This is a genomic window from Roseovarius azorensis, from assembly GCF_900109455.1.
GTDB lineage: Bacteria > Pseudomonadota > Alphaproteobacteria > Rhodobacterales > Rhodobacteraceae > Roseovarius > Roseovarius azorensis.
The window spans coordinates 1-20104 of sequence record NZ_FOAG01000004.1 but is presented as its reverse complement, the minus strand read 5'-3'; the positions used below and the strand labels follow the sequence as shown (position 1 = coordinate 20104).

19 protein-coding genes are annotated in these 20104 nt (G+C 61.6%); 15 read left to right on the top strand and 4 right to left on the bottom strand.

Going from position 1 to position 20104, the window contains the following annotated elements; all coding sequences use genetic code 11:
- Nucleotides 1–207 precede the first annotated feature (207 nt).
- Together BSG08_RS07250 and BSG08_RS07245 are read right to left on the bottom strand one after the other, a co-directional pair.
- Nucleotides 208–1647, bottom strand: coding sequence for an amidohydrolase family protein (locus tag BSG08_RS07250; protein ID WP_093034377.1), 1440 nt, complete (start codon nt 1645–1647; stop codon nt 208–210).
- Nucleotides 1644–2330 (bottom strand): GntR family transcriptional regulator, encoded by a 687-nt coding sequence (locus BSG08_RS07245; protein WP_093035136.1) that lies wholly within the window; start codon nt 2328–2330, stop codon nt 1644–1646. The genes BSG08_RS07250 and BSG08_RS07245 overlap by 4 nt, the downstream gene beginning before the upstream one ends.
- Nucleotides 2331–2511: 181 nt before the next feature.
- Between BSG08_RS07245 and BSG08_RS07240 the strand changes: the two genes are divergently transcribed.
- From BSG08_RS07240 to BSG08_RS07200, 9 genes are all read left to right on the top strand, one after another.
- Nucleotides 2512–4077, top strand: a complete 1566-nt coding sequence (locus BSG08_RS07240) for an ABC transporter substrate-binding protein (RefSeq protein WP_093034374.1) — start codon at nt 2512–2514, stop codon at nt 4075–4077.
- A gap of 74 nt (nt 4078–4151) precedes the next feature.
- The gene (locus BSG08_RS07235) at nt 4152–5135 is read left to right on the top strand and encodes an ABC transporter permease (RefSeq protein WP_093034371.1); all 984 of its coding nucleotides are present in this window, start codon (nt 4152–4154) and stop codon (nt 5133–5135) included.
- A 16-nt stretch (nt 5136–5151) separates the two neighbouring features.
- Nucleotides 5152–6093: an ABC transporter permease gene (locus tag BSG08_RS07230; protein ID WP_093034368.1), complete on the top strand. Its 942-nt coding sequence runs from the start codon at nt 5152–5154 to the stop codon at nt 6091–6093.
- 5 nt (nt 6094–6098) lie between these two features.
- On the top strand, nt 6099–7067 hold the full coding sequence (locus BSG08_RS07225; RefSeq protein WP_093034365.1) for an ABC transporter ATP-binding protein: 969 nt from the start codon (nt 6099–6101) through the stop codon (nt 7065–7067).
- Entirely contained in the window at nt 7064–8083 is a 1020-nt protein-coding gene (locus tag BSG08_RS07220; protein ID WP_093034362.1) for an ABC transporter ATP-binding protein, read from the top strand. The genes BSG08_RS07225 and BSG08_RS07220 overlap by 4 nt, the downstream gene beginning before the upstream one ends.
- Entirely contained in the window at nt 8080–8736 is a 657-nt protein-coding gene (locus tag BSG08_RS07215; protein WP_245770620.1) for a flavin reductase family protein, read from the top strand. The genes BSG08_RS07220 and BSG08_RS07215 overlap by 4 nt, the downstream gene beginning before the upstream one ends.
- Nucleotides 8736–9461 carry an aspartate/glutamate racemase family protein gene (locus BSG08_RS07210; protein ID WP_093034359.1) on the top strand — a complete coding sequence of 242 codons (726 nt, stop codon included), beginning with the start codon at nt 8736–8738 and terminating at the stop codon, nt 9459–9461. Before BSG08_RS07215 ends, BSG08_RS07210 begins: the two co-directional genes overlap by 1 nt.
- Nucleotides 9458–10651 (top strand): amidohydrolase family protein, encoded by a 1194-nt coding sequence (locus BSG08_RS07205; protein WP_093034357.1) that lies wholly within the window; start codon nt 9458–9460, stop codon nt 10649–10651. The genes BSG08_RS07210 and BSG08_RS07205 overlap by 4 nt, the downstream gene beginning before the upstream one ends.
- Nucleotides 10651–12132 (top strand): chlorohydrolase family protein, encoded by a 1482-nt coding sequence (locus BSG08_RS07200; RefSeq protein WP_093034354.1) that lies wholly within the window; start codon nt 10651–10653, stop codon nt 12130–12132. Before BSG08_RS07205 ends, BSG08_RS07200 begins: the two co-directional genes overlap by 1 nt.
- Before the next feature lie 393 nt (nt 12133–12525).
- On the opposite strand, the gene BSG08_RS07195 is transcribed toward BSG08_RS07200, so the two are convergent.
- Nucleotides 12526–12771, bottom strand: a complete 246-nt coding sequence (locus tag BSG08_RS07195; RefSeq protein ID WP_093034351.1) for a hypothetical protein — start codon at nt 12769–12771, stop codon at nt 12526–12528.
- A gap of 682 nt (nt 12772–13453) precedes the next feature.
- Here BSG08_RS07195 and dusA point away from each other — a divergent pair.
- From dusA to BSG08_RS07165, 5 genes are all read left to right on the top strand, one after another.
- Complete coding sequence (gene dusA / locus BSG08_RS07185; RefSeq protein ID WP_093034345.1) at nt 13454–14452, top strand: tRNA dihydrouridine(20/20a) synthase DusA; 999 nt, start codon at nt 13454–13456, stop codon at nt 14450–14452.
- 75 nt (nt 14453–14527) lie between these two features.
- Entirely contained in the window at nt 14528–15352 is an 825-nt protein-coding gene (locus BSG08_RS07180; protein WP_175544735.1) for a sulfite exporter TauE/SafE family protein, read from the top strand.
- Complete coding sequence (locus BSG08_RS07175; RefSeq protein WP_093034339.1) at nt 15346–16137, top strand: hypothetical protein; 792 nt, start codon at nt 15346–15348, stop codon at nt 16135–16137. Before BSG08_RS07180 ends, BSG08_RS07175 begins: the two co-directional genes overlap by 7 nt.
- Before the next feature lie 97 nt (nt 16138–16234).
- A complete protein-coding gene (locus BSG08_RS07170) occupies nt 16235–16888 on the top strand; it encodes a DUF433 domain-containing protein (protein ID WP_093034336.1) in 654 nt (217 codons plus the stop codon).
- 18 nt (nt 16889–16906) lie between these two features.
- Nucleotides 16907–17290, top strand: coding sequence for a DUF5615 family PIN-like protein (locus BSG08_RS07165; protein ID WP_093034333.1), 384 nt, complete (start codon nt 16907–16909; stop codon nt 17288–17290).
- Here the strand turns inward: BSG08_RS07165 and uvrB are convergent.
- Entirely contained in the window at nt 17287–19485 is a 2199-nt protein-coding gene (uvrB, locus tag BSG08_RS07160; RefSeq protein ID WP_093034330.1) for an excinuclease ABC subunit UvrB, read from the bottom strand. The two genes, BSG08_RS07165 and uvrB, sit on opposite strands and share 4 nt — an antisense overlap.
- Before the next feature lie 415 nt (nt 19486–19900).
- Here uvrB and BSG08_RS19800 point away from each other — a divergent pair.
- On the top strand, nt 19901–20104 hold a 204-nt coding region (locus BSG08_RS19800), incomplete at its 3' end, for an acetyl-coenzyme A synthetase N-terminal domain-containing protein (RefSeq protein WP_425439269.1).

The following is a 20104-nucleotide window of genomic DNA, read 5'->3' as shown; positions in this document are numbered from 1 at the left end:
TGCGCCCGAAATGTTAGATGCTCAAACAACTGTCAACCGGACCAGCGTGGGAAGGTTTGTGAATATTTCAGGTATTCTTGTTGTGCAGATCACCCGGGAGTATTGAGATGATCCCATGCCGCCGCAGGCGGACTCCAGTATCGGTCGGATTAGATCGCTCCGCTTGACGATCTGATCAGAGCGACCACACCCGGTGTCCAACCGGTCTCAGCCCTGCGAACCTGCCGGGCGGAAGGGTTGTGTTGATCGTCGTGCCTGATGCCAGTTGTCGGCACCTTCGCTTCGGGACTGCGAATGGCCGGAAATATCAAAGACCTTGCGGGCTTCGGCTGCGGCATCGGCCAGGATTTCATCCAGATCCAGATGCAGAATTTCGCGACCTTCCATGAGGATCTGCCCATCAACGATCACGGTGTCGACATCGGCGGCATTGGCGAAATGGGTGATCCGGTTGAGCGCCATTACTGGCGGCCACAGGTGCGGCTTGCGGCCATCAAGCAATACGATATCGGCTTTCTTGCCGGTCTCGAGCGATCCGAGTTCTGCGTCCAGCCCGAGCGCCCGCGCGGCGTCGATGGTGCATAGCTCGAGTGCCTTGCCGTCGGGAAGAACGGCCGGGTCGCGGAAATGGCGGCGGTGGTAATGCATTGCCTGCGCCATGTGGCGGAACATGTCAAAGCCCCGGTCCGGTGCGCCCGCGTCCGAGCCGAGGCAGACGGTCACGCCCGCTTCGATCAACTCGGGCACCGGGCAGCGACCGATGATCGACATGATTGCCGACGGGTTGTGGATGACCGAGGCACCGGTTTCCGTCAGCGCTTCGAAATCCTCGGGTGTCAGATCGACGCTGTGCCCAAGAGCAGCGCGAGGCGAAAGAAGGCCAAGATCGCGGGCCAGCGCGATGGATCCCGAGCGGTGGCCATCCTGCGTGAAGAGAGTGCCAGTCCGGTCCTGCAGGGCCCGCATCGCGGCAGACATCCGACGGATTTCGGCCCCGTGCGCATCCATGTGGTCCTGCGTGTAAACTGGCAGGATCAGGGCGACACCCGTGCGCCGGGTCAAGATTGCATCGTGGCGCGAGATCAGATCGGCGCTGACCTTCATCTGCTGATCGAAGCTGACGGGGCGGCGGTCCGGACCGAAGGCCTTGGGGAAGGGCAGGCGGCCCGGTCCCACGGCGATGAAGGTGCGCAGGCCGGATTCGATCGTAGCCGCGCAATGGGCGTCACCGACTTCGGGCGCGTCGGTGCGCATGACGTCGGCCCCACCGCCCAGAAGCGAGACAGCAGCGGTTACGCCGCCCAGAAGCCGCTCCATTTGCGCCAGTCGCGCCTCGGCCAGCCAGAAGGCGGGGGTGGCGGCACCGGCATAGATATCCTCGCAGATGCGGAACCACAGATCGCCGTCGCCATCGCCCGCCGCCCTGACAAGGCCATGGCCGGAATGGCAATGCGCGTCGATCAGGCCAGGCAGCGCAATCAGCCCGGGCCGGTCAATCACGCGGCGCGCAGCAGGGGGTTGCCCGGTGCCGATTGCCGCGATGCGGTCATTGTCGACGGCGATCCAGCCGTCGTCGATCACACGGCGGTCGGCATCGACCGTGACGATGGTGGCACAATGCAGCAGCAGGTCATGGGGTGCGCTCATGCCAGAAGATCCCGCAAATCGCTGCTGTCCTGTGTGTCCTGATCCAGATCGAGCTGACCTTCCAGATGATCGATGTGGTGATCCATCAAGTGACGCGCGCGGTCCGCGTCGCCGCGGGCGATGGCGGCTACGATCTCGGCATGTTCGTCGGGACCGCAATCGGTCTGGCTGCGGGTCTGATACATCACGATGATCAGCGAGGTGCGCGACAGCAGGTCGCGCAGCGCTTCCCAGAGATAGGGAGACCCGGCAAGTTCACCGATCAGAAGGTGGAACGCCCCGGATAGGCGGACGGTGCTTTTGGTGTCGGCTGCCGCACGTGCGGCGCGTTCCTCCGCGACATGCGCCTCGAGCCGGGCAATGGCCTGCGGCGTGGCGACATGACAGAGACGAGAGACAAGCTGTGTCTCGATGGTGCGGCGCGCGAAGAAGATATCCCGCGCTTCCTCGATCGAAGGTTGCGAGACGAAGGCCCCCCGGTTCGGTACCAGCGTTACCAGCCCGTCATGTTCCAGCGCGGCCAGCGCCTGCCGGACGCGGGCGCGACTCACTGAGAAGATTTCTGCCAGTTGTTCTTCTTTGAGGCGCGTTCCAGGCTTCAGTTTTCGCTCGGCGATCGACAGCCAGATGCGGTTGTAGATCTCGACATGCGGCGTGTCGGCGCTTGCTTCGGTCAGGTTCATCTGCGGCATCCTTGCGTCACGAAAGACAAATTTTGCTTTTTGCGAGGTTACGTCAACATGATTGTCATCACAATAATAAAAAATTGTAGACAATTTAGACTATTTATGTTTGCAATATATGCATCGCGGCCATGCAGTCAAAGCAATGCGGCCCGCGCAGAAACCAACGGGAGACTTGCCAATGCTTCGCCACCTCATGATGTCCGCCGCTGCCGCGACGCTTGTCGCGACCGGGGTTAGTGCCGAAACCCTGCGCTTTGCCACGGCGCGTGACGTCTATGGGCTCGACCCTCATGCCGTCACGGACAGCTTCACGAATATCTTTACCCACCACCTTTATGAGCCGTTGGTGCGTTATGATGCGGATCTGAACATCGAACCTGCCCTTGCCACCGGCTGGGAGGTCATCGAGCCGACCCGTGTTCGCTTCACGCTGCGCGAGGGCGTGAGTTTTCACGGCGGCGAAGCCTTTGGCGCGGATGACGTGCAGGTGTCGCTGATGCGGGCGGTGGATCCGAAATCCCCGCTGCGCGGCAACCTGCCGGGGCTGAAGGCGGTCGAGATCGTGGACGACCTGACGGTTGATCTGATCCTAGAGGGACCGACACCGCTGTTGAACAATTACCTGACCAACATCTTCATTCTAGACCGTGGCTGGCTGGAGGCGAACAACGCGGTGGCCCCTATCGACGCAAGCCAGGGTGAGGAGGGTCACACCACCAACAACGCGAACGGCACAGGGCCCTTCAAGCTGGAGAGCCGCCGCCCCGACGCGCTGAACGTTCTGGTTGTGAACGAAGGCTGGTGGGATACGCCGCAGCACAACCTGACGCGGATCGAACACACGCCCATCGGATCGGATGCCACGCGGGTGGCGGCGCTTCTGTCCGGGGAGATCGATCTGATCGAGCCCGCGCCGTTGCAGGATGCCGGGCGAATCGAGGCATCAGAGGGTGTACGTATGCTGCAGAATCCTGGTCTGCGCAGCATCATGATGGGCATCAACATGGGCGACAGCCTTGTGGATGGAAATGTCGAGGGCAATCCCCTCAAGGATATCCGGGTGCGGCAGGCGCTGTACCATGCGATCAACATGGATCTGATCCGCGAACGTATCATGCGTGGCAAGTCGCGTGTCACTGGCTCGTTGATCGCACCTGAGGTGAATGGCTATACCGAGGCGATGGACCAACGTCTGCCCTATGACCCCGAACGTGCCAGGGCACTGCTGGTCGAGGCGGGTTATCCCGATGGTTTCGCCTTCAACCTGAACTGTCCCAACGACCGCTATGTGAATGACGAGGGTATCTGCCAGGCCATGGCCGCCATGCTGGCGCAGGCCGGGCTGGAGCCGCGTCTGGTGACCGAACCGCGCCAGATGCATTTCCAGAAGGTAGACAACCGGCAGGTGGACCTGTTCATGCTGGGATGGGCGACGCTGCCGATGCTGGACGGCTTTTCCGTCCTGTCGGCGATGCTGGCAAGCCCTGGCGGGGAGTACGGCACCTTTACCCCGGCAGGCTATTCGAACCCCAAGGTGGACGAGCTGACAAAGGCCGTGGCTGTCGAGGTCGATCCCTCAAAGCGCAATGCGATGATGGTCGAGGCGCTGATGCTGGCCAAGGCCGATATCGCCTGGCTGCCACTGCACCAGCAACCGCTGTCCTGGGCAGTCCGTGATACGGTCGAGATCCCGCAGGCGGCCGATGATCTGGTGCGGCTCTGGTATGCGCGCGTCACCAAGTGACATGAGTGGGCAGGGGGCAGGCGCGCCGCGCTTGCGCCCTCTGCCGCCGGTCAAGAACAAGGGGAGGTTCCGCAATGTTTGGATTTCTGATCCGCCGGATCATTCAGTCGGTTTTCGTGATGCTTGCCGTCGCGCTCATTGCCTTCATGATGTTCCGTTTCATGGGCGATCCGGTCAATTCCATGGTGGCCGAGAACGCCACTACTGAAGAGCGCGACGCCGTGCGTGAACGCCTTGGTCTCGATCAGCCGATCTGGATACAGTATGGCCGCTTTGTCGCCCGTGCCGCTATCGGCGATTTCGGTCTGTCGTGGCGCAATGCGCGCCCGGTTTCGACGTTGCTGGCCGAACGCTTCCCCGCCACGGCCGAACTGGTTCTGGTGGCGGCCGGGCTGTCGCTGGCGATTGGCATCCCGTTGGGAATTCTGACGGCGCTCCGGCCCAACAGCATCTCGACGCAGGTCTTGCAACTGATGTCGCTGGTGGGGATCTCGCTACCGACTTTCGTGACGGGCATCTTGCTGATCCTGGTGTTCTCGGTCTGGCTGGGCTGGCTGCCTTCGTTCGGGCGCGGCACGGTTGTCGATGTGGGGTGGTGGTCCACCGGCTTTCTGACGCTTTCGGGCCTCAAGGCGCTGATCCTGCCTTCGGTGATGCTGTGCCTGTTCCAACTCACGCTGATCATGCGGCTGGTTCGGGCCGAGATGATGGAGGTGCTGCGCACCGACTACATCAAGTTCGCAAAGGCGCGCGGGCTGACCAACCGGTCGATCCATTTTCGCCATGCGCTTAAGAACACGCTGATCCCGGTCATCACCATCTTCGGGTTGCAACTGGGCGGTCTGATCGCCTTTGCGATCATCACTGAGACCGTGTTTCAATGGCCGGGTATGGGCGCGCTCTTCATCCAGGCAGTCAGCTTTGGCGACGTGCCCGTGATGGCCGCTTATCTTGTGCTGGTCAGCCTGATCTTCGTGATCATCAACACCACTGTCGATCTGCTCTATGCCGTGCTGGACCCGCGTCTGCGGGTCGAAGGCGCGCGTGCGGCCCACTGACACAAGGGAGGATGTGATGACAGACACGACGCAATCCAGGACGACAGCCTCGACGCTGGCTCGCCTGCTGGACAGTGACATCGCGTGGAACTTTCGACATTCCTGGACGGCCCGCATATCATCGGTGCTGATCCTAATTCTGTTTGCGGCGGCGCTCTTTGCACCAATGCTGGCGACGCAAAACCCATATGACATCTCGCAATTGTTGCTGCTGGACAGCGAGTTGCCGCCTGCCTGGGTGGAAGGGGGCGATCCTCGCTATCTCCTCGGGACGGATGAACAGGCGCGCGACGTTTACTCCTCGATCCTTTACGGGCTGCGCCTGTCACTGATCGTGGGCTTTGCCAGTGTCGCACTGGCGGCTGTCGTGGGTATCTCGCTGGGGCTGCTGGGCGGTTTCGTTGGCGGCATGGTGGATGGTGCCATCATGCGGGTGGCGGATATCCTGCTCAGCTTTCCAGCCATTCTGGTGGCCCTGCTGGTGAACGGTATCGCGCGCGGCGTGCTGCCGCCGGACCGGCACGCCGATGCGGCGATCTGGGTGTTGATCCTGGCCATCGGCCTGACCAACTGGGTGCAATATGCCCGCACCGTGCGCGGCTCGACGATGGTGGAGCGGCAGAAGGAATATGTGCAGGCGGCGCGGATCAACGGCGTATCGGGCATGGGGATCATGATGAACCACATCCTGCCCAACGTGCTGGGGCCGGTTCTGGTCATTGCCACGATCAACCTGGGCATGGCCGTGTTGACCGAGGCGACGCTATCCTTCCTTGGCGTCGGCATGCCGGCCACGCAGCCTAGTCTTGGCACGCTGATTCGGATCGGTAACGAATACCTGTTCTCGGGCATCTGGTGGGTGGTAATCTTCCCCTCCGTTGTGCTGGTTGCTCTTGTGCTGGCGGTCAACCTGCTGGGTGACTGGCTGCGCGACGCCCTGAACCCCAAGCTGAGGTAAACGCCATGGCCCTTCTGTCTGTCGAAAACCTGACCGTCGCCTTTCCGGGTCGTCGTGGATCGGTCAATGCGATCGAGGATGTGTCGCTGAGCATCTCCCCCGGCGAGATCCTGGGCATGGTCGGCGAAAGCGGGGCGGGCAAGTCCATGACCGGTGCCGCCATCATCGGGCTGATCGAGCCCCCCGGCCGCATTGTAAAGGGCGGGATTCTGCTGGAGGGCCAGCGGATCGACACGCTTCGCCCGGAAGAGATGCGTCGAATCCGGGGGCGCAGGATCGGGGCAATCTTTCAGGATCCGCTGACCAGCCTCAACCCGGTGCTGACCGTGGGCGAACAGCTGATCGAGACGATTCAAACCCATCTGCGCCTGTCCAAGGCTGAGGCGCGCGAGCGGGCCATCGACTGGCTGCGCCGGGTCGGTATCCCTGCACCGGAAGCGCGGATCGATACCTATCCGCACCAGTATTCCGGCGGGATGCGCCAGCGGGTCGTGATTGCCCTGGCTCTGTGTGCCGAACCGCGCCTTGTGATCGCGGACGAGCCGACGACAGCGCTGGACGTGAGCGTGCAGGCGCAGATCATTGCGCTACTGCGCAAGCTGGCGCGGGAAACCGGGGTGGCGGTGATCCTTGTCACGCATGACATGGGCGTGATTGCCGAAACCGCCGACCGGGTGGCGGTGATGTATGCCGGCCGTATCGTCGAGGTAGGGCCAGTGGCCGAGGTGCTGACCGCACCACGCCATCCCTATACGCGCGGCCTGATGGCTTCGATCCCGCGGATCGGTGCGCGCCCCGATGTGCTGCCGCAGATCGAAGGAGCCATGCCGCGTCCCGATGCCCGCCCGGGGGGGTGCGCTTTTGCGCCGCGCTGTCCTCACCGGATGGATATCTGCGGGCACACCCGGCCTGACCTGAATGGCGGCGCGACCCTGTCGGTCGCCTGCCACCTGACCGAGGAGGTTCCCGCATGAGAGATCCGATCCTGACCGTCTCGGGGCTGAAGAAGTCATTTGATCTGTCGCAGCCCTTCGTGACCCGCCTCATGAAGGGAGGCGAGCGCAGGTATGTCCACGCTGTCGATGGGGTTGATTTCAGTATCGAGCGCGGCACGACGCTTAGTCTTGTGGGCGAATCCGGCTGCGGCAAATCCACCGTGGCCAAGCTGCTGATGGGGTTGACGCGACCGACCGGGGGAAGCATCCGGTTCGACGGGCATGAACTTGCGGGCATCCGCGCGGGCCAGCCGTCTGTAGTGCGCCGTCGGATGCAGATGATCTTTCAGGATCCATATGCCAGCCTCAACCCGCGCTGGCGCGTGGCACGCATCATCGGCGAGCCGATGAAAAGCTTTGCCACCCATCCCGATCCGGTCGCGCGCCGCAAGGAGGTGGATCGCCTGCTGGAATTCGTGGGTCTCTCCGCCGCGGATGGCGAGAAATTCCCACATGAATTCTCGGGCGGGCAACGGCAACGGATCTCGATTGCGCGGGCGATTTCTACCAAGCCGGAATTCCTGGTTTGCGACGAACCAACCTCGGCGCTGGATGTGTCGGTGCAGGCACAAATCCTGAACCTGATGCGGGAATTGCAGAAGGAACTGGGGCTGACCTACCTTTTCATCAGTCACGATCTGGCCGTGGTGAACTACATCTCGGATCAGATCGGGGTGATGTATCTGGGCCGTCTGGTGGAATTGGCCTCGGCTGAGCGGATATTCAGCACGCCGCAGCATCCCTATACGCGGCTACTGCTGGAAACTGTGCCGGACATTACCATGGCGCACCGCGATATGGATCGTCCTGCGGGTGAGGTGCCAAACCCGATCACGCCACCGCCCGGCTGTCATTTCAACCCGCGCTGCCCGCTGGTCAATGATCGCTGTCGGGCAGAGGCTCCGGCCTTCCGGGTTCACGGTGACGCGCAGGTCCGCTGTCACGCAGTGCAGGAAGGGCGAAGCGATCCCAAGAAGCTCAGAAAGGTCGGATGATGGAGTTCGATTTCACGCGGCTGCCACCTCAGGACAGGTATCGGCTGCTGACCAATTTCGTCGGCCCACGTCCCATTGCGCTGGTTACCACGCGGTCCGCAGGCGGACACAACAATGCTGCGCCGATGAGTTTTTTCAACGTTTTCTCACAGGATCCGCCCATCGTGATCCTTGGGGTCCAGACACGCGGGGATGGTGGGGAGAAGGATACGCTGGTGAATATCCGTCGCACGGGCGAGTTTTGCGTCAACATGGTGGATATGGAACTGGCCGAGGGGATGATTATGTGCGGTGTGAATTTTTCTCCTGATGTGGACGAACCCGCCTTTGCCGGGCTTGATACCGCCCCCTGCCGACAGATCGATGCCCGCTACCTGATACGCACGCCCTGCGCAATGGAATGTCGGGTAGAGCGGATCATCGATTACCCCAGCCGCGCAATCATCCTGGGCGAGGTGGTCGAGATGACCGTGCGCGATGACTGCCTGGACGTGAGGGGGCGCTATGTGAACCCCGAAGTCTATCAGCCCATCGCCAGGCTTCATGCTGACAATTACATCGTCGCGGACCGGCAGTTCGAGTTGACCAAACCCGCTGCGGCGGCGCAGTGGGAAGTGGCGCAACTGACCCCGCAGAAGAAAAGGGCGACGTGATGCGCATCCACGTAATCAACCCAAACTCGACCGTCTCGATGACAGACCGGATCGGTCGGACAGCGCGACGGGCGGTGTCTGCGGGCATACAGATCGATCTTGTCACCGCCCATGCAACGCCCGCCTCGATCGAAGGCTATGCCGACGAGGCGCTGGCCGTACCCGCCATGTTGGCGGCCATCCGCGCGGCCGAGGCGCGTGGCGCTGCGGCGCATGTCATTGCCTGTTTCGACGACCCCGGCCTTGATGCCGCGCGTGAGGTGGCCGCCGGCCCAGTCCTGGGCATTTGTCAGGCGGCCTTGCAGGTCGCGATGACGCTGTCCGTGCGGTTCACTGTCATCACGACCCTGCCGCGCTCGGTCCCGATCATCGAGGATCTGGCCGATGCCTACGGGGTAGGACGGCGCTGTCGCAGGGTTCGGGCCATCGACCTGCCGGTACTGGCGCTGGAGGACGATCCGATATGTGCCGAACGCCTGATCGCAGCCGAGATCCGCGCGGCACAGGCGCAGGACGGGGCTGAGGCTGTGGTCCTGGGCTGCGCTGGCATGGCAGAGCTGTGCGAGCGGTTATCGCAGGAGACCGGCATTCTGGTGATCGACGGGGTGACCGCAGCGGTCCGGCAGGCCGAAGCGTTGATTGGCATGGGCTACCGCACATCGAAACTGGGCGGCTATGCTTGGCCGCGTCTCAAGGCAGGGGGATTCGCCCCGGAGGCCGCATGACAGACCTTCTGATCCGCAACCTGCGCCCGCTGGGTGCGTCAGCCACGGACATGTTGATCCGTGACGGGCGGATTGCCGAGCTTGCGTCAGGGATCAACGCCTCCGGCGTGCCGGTCGAGGAGGCGGGCGGTGCCATCGCCATTCCGGGTCTCGTCGAGGCGCATACCCATCTGGACAAGACCGTGATGGGGATGGAGTGGTATGAAAACGCGGTCGGCACCGACTTGCGCGCTATGATCGACAACGAGCGCCGGGCGCGCCGCCAGCTTGGTCTTGATCCTGCGCGCCAGTCCATGCGTCATGCGCTGGCGCTTGTCGGAAACGGCACGACCCATATCCGAAGCCACGTGGATGTGGACATCGTCAATGGTCTTTCGGTGCTGGAGGGTGTGCTGGACACCCGCGAAGCGTTGCGCGGTATCGTCGAGATCGAGATCGTGGCCTTTCCTCAATCGGGGCTGATGATCCGCCCCGGCACACTGGAACTGCTGGATCAGGCCATGGTGGCGGGGGCGGATCTGGTGGGCGGGCTTGACCCCTGCGGGATCGACCGCGACCCGAAAGGGCATCTGGACGCGATTTTCGGGCTGGCGGACAAGCATGGGCGCGGGATCGATATTCACCTGCACGAGCCGGGTGAGATGGGGGCCTTTTCGCTGGAACTGATCCTCGAACGGACGGCGGTTCTGGGCATGAAGGGGCAAGTGGCGATCAGCCATGCCTTCTGCCTCGGGATGCCCGACTGGACGCGGGTCGAGGGTCTGCTGTCCGAACTGGCGGAGCAGGATGTGGCGATCCTGACTACTGGCGCGCCTTCGCGAGAGGTGCCCGCGGTCAAGCGGGTGCTGGGCGTGGGTCTGCGGATGGGAGCGGGTTGTGACGGGGTGCTGGACACCTGGAATCCGTGGAACCGCCCCGACATGCTGGATCGGGCGCGGATCGTTGCGCAGAAGAACAACATGCGCGCCGATGCCGATCTGGCGCTGGTGCTGGCGGTCTGTTCGACCGGTGGCGCGGCGGTCATGGGGGTTGCTGGGCATGGGTTGGAACCGGGATGCAATGCCGATCTGGCGCTGATTCCCGGCCGCACCCTTGCCGAGGCGGTTGCTACGGGCGGACCGGTGCTGATGACCGTCAAGGGCGGGCGCGTGACGGGTCGCGACGGCAAACCCCTGAGAGAGGTTTCGTGATGCTTCTGGATATGACCCTGGGAGCGCGTCCAGCGGGGCGCACCGCCCTCACCGCCCGCTGGATCGTGGCCCATCGCGATGGTCATCACAGGCTTCTGGAAAACGGCGAAGTGGTGTTCGAGGCTGACCGTATCCTTCACGTCGGACGACAGTTCGAGGGCGAGGTGGCGCGGCGCATCGATCTTGGGGAGGTGCTGATCTCGCCGGGGTTGATCGACCTTGATGCCTTGTCGGATCTCGACACGACGGTTCTGGGTGTCGATTGCGGCCCGGCCTGGGCCAAGGGTCGGGTCTGGCCCGAGGACTATGTGCGTCGTGGCCCTTACGAGATGTATGCGCCCGGCGAACTGGCCTTTCAAAAGCGCTTTGCCTTTGCTCAACTGCTCTGCAACGGCATTACCTCAGCACTTCCCATCGCCTCGCTTTTCTATCGCGAGTGGGGTGAGACGGTTGCGGAATTCGAGGCTGCGGCCGAGGCGGCGGGCGAGTTGGGGCTGCGCGTCTGGCTTGGGCCGGCCTATCGGTCAGGCGGGATGGTCTGCACCGCGCCCGGCGTTCTGGCGGCGCGTTTTGACGAGGCGCGCGGGCTGGCCGGGCTTGATGATGCCATCGCCTTTGTCCGGGCGCAGGCGGGCCGGTATGGTGGACTGATCCAGGGAATGCTGGCCCCCGACCGGGTGGAGACCTGCACGGAAACCCTGCTCACACAGACAATGGCGGCGGCGCGGGATCTGAATGTGCCGGTGCGATTGCACATGGCGCAGGGAAAGATGGAACGCGATACGGTGCAGACGCTGTACGGCACCACCGCGCCCGAGTGGCTGGCCAGCTTTGGCGCGCTGAACGACCGGTTGATCGCGCCGCATGCAACCTTTGCGACCGAAGACGATCTGCAACTCTATGCCGATCACGGCGTGACGGTGGCGCATTGCCCGCTGGTTTTTGCCCGCTCCGGTGCGATGTTGCGATCCTTCGGCAGGCTGCGGCGGATGGGGATCAACATCGGGATGGGCACGGATACCGCGCCGCCCGACATGGTGCTGAACATGGCTGTGGGCGTGATGATGGCGCGGATGGCGGGGGACAGTATCCCTGATGCCGCGCCGGAGCATCTGTTCGATGCGGCCACCCTTGGTGGTGCGGCCGCCTTGGGGCGCAGCGATCTGGGGCGGCTGGAGCCGGGAGCCAAAGCGGATATCGCCGTCTTCGACATGCAGGATGGGCTGATGGCACCGAGGGTTGATCCGGTTCGGACCCTGATCCTCGGGGCAACAGGGCGCGTAACGCGAGCGGTTTTCGTCGATGGCCGACTTTCGATGCTGGACGGGCAGGTTGCCGGTCTGGATATGGCCGCCGCGCGTGTGAGGGCACAGGCGCAGTTCGAGGGGCTGCGCGCGAAATATCCCGACCGCACGTGGGGCCACCCGCCGATCGAGGAGATATTTCCGCCTGCCTATCCGTCTTGGGCCGATCCGGTCTGACGTGAAATGACCGACGCCGGCGTGCTGAAATAACGGTAAAGCAAAAGCGCCTGTCTGTCAGCACGGCGCAGATGAACGGTCAAGGCTGTCGGCCGTCGCATTTACCGCGCGATTGCCACATACGAACGTAGCGGGTCAGGCCCCCATACGGGAAGGGCCGGTGTAGCGGAGAATGGCACCACGCGACGCATTGCCGGGACCGACATCGAACATCCTGCAGGCCGCTTCGTACCGCAGGTTGGGGAAATGCAAATTCCATGATCTGCAGGAGTTGGCAGGTTTCCGTAAAAAGCCGACTGATCGTGTGGGATCATGGAAGGATATTCGACCCGAGTTACGAGGCATGCACTTGATAACGGATTTGCCCGCCTTGGTGCTTCATGTTGTAGAGCGTCAGTCGCTTCCGCTTCGGTGTATAATCCAACCAGAGTATGCAGCAAAGCTGTACAAGGCACCCCCCCTGATAATCTCTCCCATCATCGGGATGGTCATGAAGCTGCCATGCAGCACGACCATCGGCTTGCGCGTTCGCAAAGCCTGGTAGTGCATTTGCATGCCGTTAATCTCGACGCGATCGCCTTCGGGTCCTTGCTGTGCGACAACTGGAAACATGGCGGTGACAAGCGCGAGACATGTCATCCCGGTTGCTCCTTCATTTAGCTCGGTGGTGCGCCCGCCGGACAGCGCGCATCGTCCGGATCGAAGCTGCGGTGCGCGCAAAAGACGAGTATCCGGCGCAACCTGATGAGACAGGTTTGCACGTTGTCCGACACGCCCCAATTACCTTGGAGGTCATGCGAAGCGCTCCTTTTGGTGATTCTCGTGGCATGGGTAGGAACGGAGGACAGCCTTGGGCCAGGACACCCGATTGTAATTTTCTCGACCGCCTCCAGAAATGTCACCGATGATATCACATGTCATTATCTGGAATCGCATGATCGCCCCGAAATGCAAAATGTTGCGTTCTCTCCAATTGATGTTATCGCCATACCTCGCACATATCGGCTATATCAAGGTCGATGAGGTCACCGAAACTCGTGTGGCGGGAGATGATGACTTGTTTGGGCAAGACCCTGATCCGCTCGCGTTCCCGGTTGGAAGGCCGGTGATGGGCGTCGTCGCGGCGAAGGAACGTTTCGCTCACGTAGCGCCCTCTCGTTGGATATGGACCCGGCAGGCACCGGAAGGGAACTTGGTGATGGCGGCCATTTTCGTGTGCGGCTCATGTGTCAATGAGTCGTTTCAGAGGGGCAATTCGGGGATCTCGGGGCGTGCCCCAGCGCAGCGGCAAGCGCTGCGAATAATTTGAGATACGGAAAAAATGAATATAAGACAATACGCTAGACTTTCCATTGCGCCGATGATGGACTGGACGGACCGGCATTGCAGGTATTTGCACCGGCTGTTGTCGCGTCATGCTTTGCTTTATACCGAGATGGTCACGGCGCCTGCTCTCGTGCGGGGGCATGCGTTGCATCTGCTTGATCATTCTCCCGAGGAGCACCCCGTGGCGCTGCAACTGGGGGGCTCCGATCCTGAGGAACTGGCGCAGGCGGCGAAGCTTGGGGCAGAGGCGAGTTATGATGAAATCAACCTCAACGTGGGCTGTCCCTCTGACCGGGTGCAATCAGGCACATTCGGCGCGGTTCTGATGAAAGATCCGGGCCTTGTGGCCGAGTGCTGCGCCGCGATGATCGCGGCACAATCTGTTGAGGTGACTGTAAAATGCCGTATCGGTGTCGACGATCAGGAGCCGGAGCGGGTCTTGCCTGACTTTCTGGAGCGGGTTTCGGCGGCGGGGGTCAGCCGTTTTGCCATTCACGCGCGCAAGGCGTGGCTCGACGGGCTTTCTCCCAGGGAGAATCGCGATATCCCGCCACTTGATCATGATCTTGTGCTGCGGATGAAGTCGCAGTTTCCCGCGTTGCATATCAGCGTCAATGGCGGCATTGCCTCACTCGATCAGGCCGAGCGGTTTCTGGATGCCGGTCTTGACGGGGTGATGGTGGGACGTTCGGCCTATCAGCGACCCGCCGATATCCTTTGCGCCGCCGACCGTCGGATTTTTGGCGCGAAAACCCTCGACTCGACCCCTGAAGAGGCGGTGCGCGCCATGCTGCCCTATATCGAGGCGCATCTGGTTGCGGGGGGGCGTCTAAACCAGATCACGCGGCACATGCTGGGTCTCTTTGCGGGCCGTCCCGGCGCGCGTGCCTGGCGGCGCATGCTGTCTGAGGGGGCGGTGCAGCCCGGTGCCGGGCCGGAACTGGTCGAGGCGGCACTTGTTCAGGTTGCCGGGGTGATGATGCCCGCCAGTTGATCCACCGCTTTCCCTCCTCCACGCCCCGGTGTATGGCTGCGCCAAATCAACCCGGAGCGCGCCATGCCCATCATCCTGCCGGACACCACCCTGCTACTGCAAATGCTGGCCCTGCTGATGATTATCGGTGCCTTTGCCGGAGTTTTGGCCGGTCTCCTGGGGGTGGGCGGCGGGATCGTTCTGGTGCCGTCGTTTTTCTATGCCTTCCAGACGCTTGGCTATGACGGTCCGCAGCTCATGCAGATCTGTCTGGCCACCTCTCTGGCCACTATAATCGTGACATCGCTGCGCTCGGTTCTGAGCCATCACAAGAAGGGCGCGGTGGATTGGCAGATCCTGCGCACATGGGCAATCGGCATCGCGGTGGGGGCGGTTCTGGGCGTGCTGGTCGCGTCCAGCCTGCGCTCGACGACGCTGCAGGGACTGTTTGGCGGGCTGGGCATTATCATCGGCCTTTACCTGGGCTTTGGCCGGTCGCACTGGCGGCTGGCAGAGCAGATGCCGCGCGGATTGAGGCGTGCCATTCTCTCGCCTGCCGTGGGGTTTCTGTCAGTGCTGATGGGCATCGGTGGTGGCAGTTTTGGCGTGCCGCTGATGAGCCTTTATGGCGTGCCCATCCACCGCGCCGTGGCGACGGCGGCGGGCTTTGGCATCACCATTGCGGTGCCCTCGGTCGCGGGTTTCCTGCTGCTCGATGTAGCGCCGGAAAACCGGCCGCCCTTTACCATTGGCGCGGTTAATATGGTGGCGTTCTTCGTGGTAATCGCGATGACGCTGGTGACCACGCCCTGGGGCGTTCGGCTGGCGCATGCGATGGATCCGAAGCCGCTCAAACGGGTGTTCGCGGTGTTCCTGACGCTGGTGGCGCTCAACATGCTGCGCAAGGCGCTGGGGTGGTGACAGGGCTGACGGATGCCGGCTGGGCGCTCTTTGCGCCCGAGAAGGCGGTGTCTGACTGGGCAGGGGCAGCGCGGGCGGCGGCGCTGGAACGGGTCCGCGATCCAGAGGAACAGGCCCGCAGCCTGACCTGCGAGGGCACATGGTTCGTGGGGGTGGATTGCCTGCCCAATGATGCGCGCGGGGCCGTGGGGCAGAGCGGGCCGCTCTGTGGAGCTGCACTGACCGCCGCGCAACGGATTTATGGTCAGATACCGCTGCACCGCGCGCAGGTTTCAGTCATCTATCCCGGCTATCCGCGCCCCCGCGACGGCGAGGACGATGCGGCCTTTCGCTATCGTCTCAGCCGTGATGCGGCGCATGTCGACGGGCTATTGCCCGTTGGGGCGGGGCGACGACGGATGCTGCGCGAGCGTCACGCCTATATCCTCGGCCTGCCGCTGACCGGGGCCAGCCCCGATGCCAGCCCGCTGGTGGTCTGGCAGGGCAGCCACCATGTGATGCGCCGCGCCTTTGCCGGGGCGCTTGGCGGGATTGACCCGCGCGACTGGGGCGATGTCGATCTGACCGGGATATATCAGGCCGCCCGCCGCGAGGTGTTCGAGACCTGTCCGCGCATTCCGCTCGCCGCAGAGCCGGGTGCTGCCTATCTCATCCACCGGATGGCGCTGCACGGCGTGGCCCCGTGGGGCGAGGCGGCGGAGGCGCCGCCCGAGGGCCGGATGGTGGCCTATTTCCGCCCGGAGCTTCAGGATATTGCAGGGGATGAGTGGCTGAGATTGCCGTGAGGGGGGGGTGGGTCGTGTGTGGTGGGGTGGTGGTTGGCCTAGGGCGGGCTGCAAAATTTGATTGGAACGATAGCCCAGAAAGAGATACTGCAACTCTATGCAAAGCCAAACTGAAAATAGCGTCGTAGTTGCTCTGACAGAGGATCACGTTGCTCGCGCGACGGGACTAAGCAAATCCCAACTGCGCGCTTGGGATCGACGCGGTTTCTTTAGCCCCCGACATGCCTATGACGACCGTCGTGCTGCCTATAGCCGAATTTACTCGTTCAAAGATGTTGTCGGTCTGAAAACAATTGCGACACTTAGGTCCAGATACAAAATTGGTTTTAAAAAGCTAACTCGTGTTGCGGAAGAGCTACAGAAACGGGGGTTCAGCCATTGGGCGGATACAAAGCTCTATGTCCTCAAGAGAGATGTTCATTTTAAGGACCCACAGACCGGCGATATAGAAAATCTTCGTGATGGGCAACTCGCGATGCTCGAAGTGATTGACGTAATTAATGACATTACTGAGAAGATATCTGAGATCAAATCCCGCCCGAAGGAAAAGTTTGGTTCAGTTGAAAGGAACAAGTTCGTAGCTAGAAACAGTTGGGTTATTTCTGGCACCCGCATTCCGACCGCTACTATCCGCCGCTACTCAGACGCCGGATATTCCGTCGATCAGATAATTGAGGAGTACCCTTCGCTTTCAAGAACTGATGTTCTAGCTGCGCTAGAACACGAGAAGACCCTAGAAAATTCTGCATGAATTTTATCAAGTTTGCGCATGCGTTTTATGCTTGACGAAAATGTACCTATGTCCGCCAAGCGGTACTTATTGAGTACTGACTATGAGGTGGAGTTCATTAGAGATCTAATCCCTGAAGGCTCAGTCGACCCGTTGGTTGCATTCGTTGCTGAAGATCATAAAGCTGTTCTGGTATCGCATGATGGTGATTTTCAAAAGATCGCTCCGCGGATCCCCGATGGGCAAAAAACTAGATTTAAGAAGCTGAGCAGGATTTGGCTGCGGTGCAATGAGTATCAGACGGCAGACAGACTCAAAAAAGCAATGTCTTTGATAGAAGCAGAATTCAATATCGCCGAACATAATAGAGATGCTCGAATGCAAATCTGGATTGGAAACACCTACATTCGAACAGAACGCTAACGCCCCCTCCGCTTCACATTTCCCCCGCGTTGCCCCGGCCGACCCGCCGTTGACCTGCCCCTCCCCTTGACCGCCTCGGCGCTCGCCGCCTCGACCGCGGATTGGCGCGCGAGGGGGTCGTCGGAGATCAGAAGATCCACCGCCTCCAGCCGTTTGACCTCATCCCGCAGTCGCGCCGCCTCTTCGAACTCCAGATTTTCCGCCGCTTTGCGCATGTCGGTGCGCAGCCCTTCGAGCACGGCGGCGAGGTTCGCGCCCACGAGTGGCTTGTCCACCGTGGCGGTGACGCGGGCCATGTCCACGTCGCCCTTGTAGAGCCCTTGCAGGATGTCATCGACATTCTTGCGGATTGTCGCGGGGGTGATGCCGTGTGCCTCATTATACGCGATCTGTTTGTCACGGCGGCGGTTGGTTTCGGTCAGCGCGCGTTCCATCGAGCCGGTGATGCGGTCGGCATACATGATCACTCGACCCTCGGCGTTGCGGGCGGCGCGCCCGATGGTCTGGATCAGCGAGGTTTCAGAGCGCAGGAAGCCTTCCTTGTCGGCATCCAGAATGGCCACCAGCCCGCATTCGGGGATATCCAGCCCCTCGCGCAGCAGGTTGATCCCCACCAGAACGTCAAAGGCTCCGAGGCGGAGGTCGCGTAGAATCTCAATTCTTTCAATGGTGTCGATGTCAGAGTGCATGTAGCGCACGCGGATGCCCTGTTCGTGCAGGTATTCTGTCAGGTCCTCGGCCATGCGCTTGGTCAGGGTGGTCACGAGCGTCCGATAGCCCATGGCCGAAACGCGGCGCACCTCGTCCAGAAGGTCATCGACCTGCATGTCGACGGGGCGGATCTCGACCTGCGGGTCGAGGAGACCCGTGGGGCGGATCACCTGTTCGGTAAAGACGCCGCCGGTCTGCTCCATTTCCCATTTCGCAGGTGTTGCGCTGACGAACACCGACTGCGGGCGCATGGCGTCCCATTCCTCGAACTTCAGCGGGCGGTTGTCCATGCAGGAGGGCAGGCGAAAGCCGTGTTCGGCGAGGGTGAATTTACGCCGGTAATCACCCTTGTACATGCCGCCGATCTGCGGCACCGAGACGTGGGATTCGTCGGCAAAGACGATGGCATGGTCGGGGATGAATTCAAAGAGCGTAGGGGGCGGCTCGCCGGGGGCGCGGCCGGTGAGGTAGCGCGAATAATTCTCGATCCCGTTACAGACGCCGGTGGCCTCGAGCATTTCAAGATCAAAACTGGTGCGCTGTTCAAGGCGTTGCGCCTCCAGCAGCCTGCCCTCGTTCACCAGTTGGTCAAGGCGCTGGCGCAGTTCCTTCTTAATGCCGATGATGGCTTGCTGCATCGTCGGTTTGGGGGTGACGTAGTGGGAATTGGCATAGATGCGGATTTTCTCGAACGTGTCGGTTTTCTCGCCGGTCAGGGGGTCGAACTCGACAATGGATTCGAGTTCTTCTCCGAAGAAGCTCAGCCGCCATGCGCGATCCTCGAGGTGGGCGGGAAAGATTTCGAGGGAGTCGCCGCGCACCCGGAACGATCCCCGCTGGAACGCCTGATCGTTGCGACGGTATTGCTGGGCGACGAGATCGGCCATGATCTTGCGCTGGTCATACATATCGCCCACCTTCAAATCCTGGGTCATGGCCCCGTAGGTCTCGACGCTGCCGATGCCGTAGATGCAGGAAACCGAGGCCACGATGATCACATCGTCGCGTTCCAGCAGCGCGCGGGTGGCCGAATGGCGCATCCGGTCGATCTGTTCGTTGATCTGGGATTCCTTCTCGATATAGGTGTCCGAGCGCGGTACATAGGCTTCGGGCTGGTAGTAGTCGTAATAGCTGACGAAATATTCGACTGCATTCTCGGGGAAGAAGCTCTTGAACTCGCCGTAAAGCTGCGCCGCCAGCGTCTTGTTGGGGGCGAGGATGATCGCGGGTCTTTGCGTTTCCTCAATGATCTTGGCCATGGTAAAGGTCTTGCCGGTGCCGGTGGCACCCAGCAGCACCTGATCGCGCTCACCCGCCCGGATACCCTGCGCCAGTTCGGCAATGGCGGTGGGCTGATCGCCGGCCGGCTGGAATTCTGTGGCCAGAACAAAACGCTTGCCGCCTTCCAGCTTTTCGCGGGTCTTCACGTCCGGGGCGGGATTGGACAGCGGGGCGGGCGTCTTGTCGGAATAGGCATCGGGCATGGGCGGCGGTCCTTTGACTCAAGGTCCACATTTGTTCTCTTTGACGCGGGCTTCAAGTCCCAAAGCGGAGATCACGGGCACCGCGCAAGCAGGGGCGTGTTATCCGCAGATTCAGGGTGTGTCGGCACCCTGCACGTTATGGGCGAATCGTGCGAGCCAATTATTACGTTGCGTTAGAGGTGGCATGCGAGACATAATGCCACAGGTTGCGCTGCGGGTGGGGTCTGAAGGTTGCACGGTGCCGCGCCCCCGTGCCGCACAGGCGGGTTCCAATGGGAATGCGCAAGAAACCTGTGGAAAAACGTGATTTGTAAAAAAATTTACAACCATTTCCATCTCCGACTAAAAATTATTCACCAACTATACAAACAGATATGCGGTCATCGTTAATTTTTTTCAAAATTTGAGATACTGTATGCTAAGGGATATTTACCCTGTTCGATCGGCTGTCGGACAGGGCAGGGACGGAGGATTTCAAGCCATGGTGACTTCTGCAGACGCCAGCGGTGCACATGCGCCAAAGCCCCATATCGACGCCGCCACATACAAATCCATGTATGCCGCCTCGGTCAGCGATCCTGCGGCGTTCTGGGGCGAGCATGGCAGGCGGATCGACTGG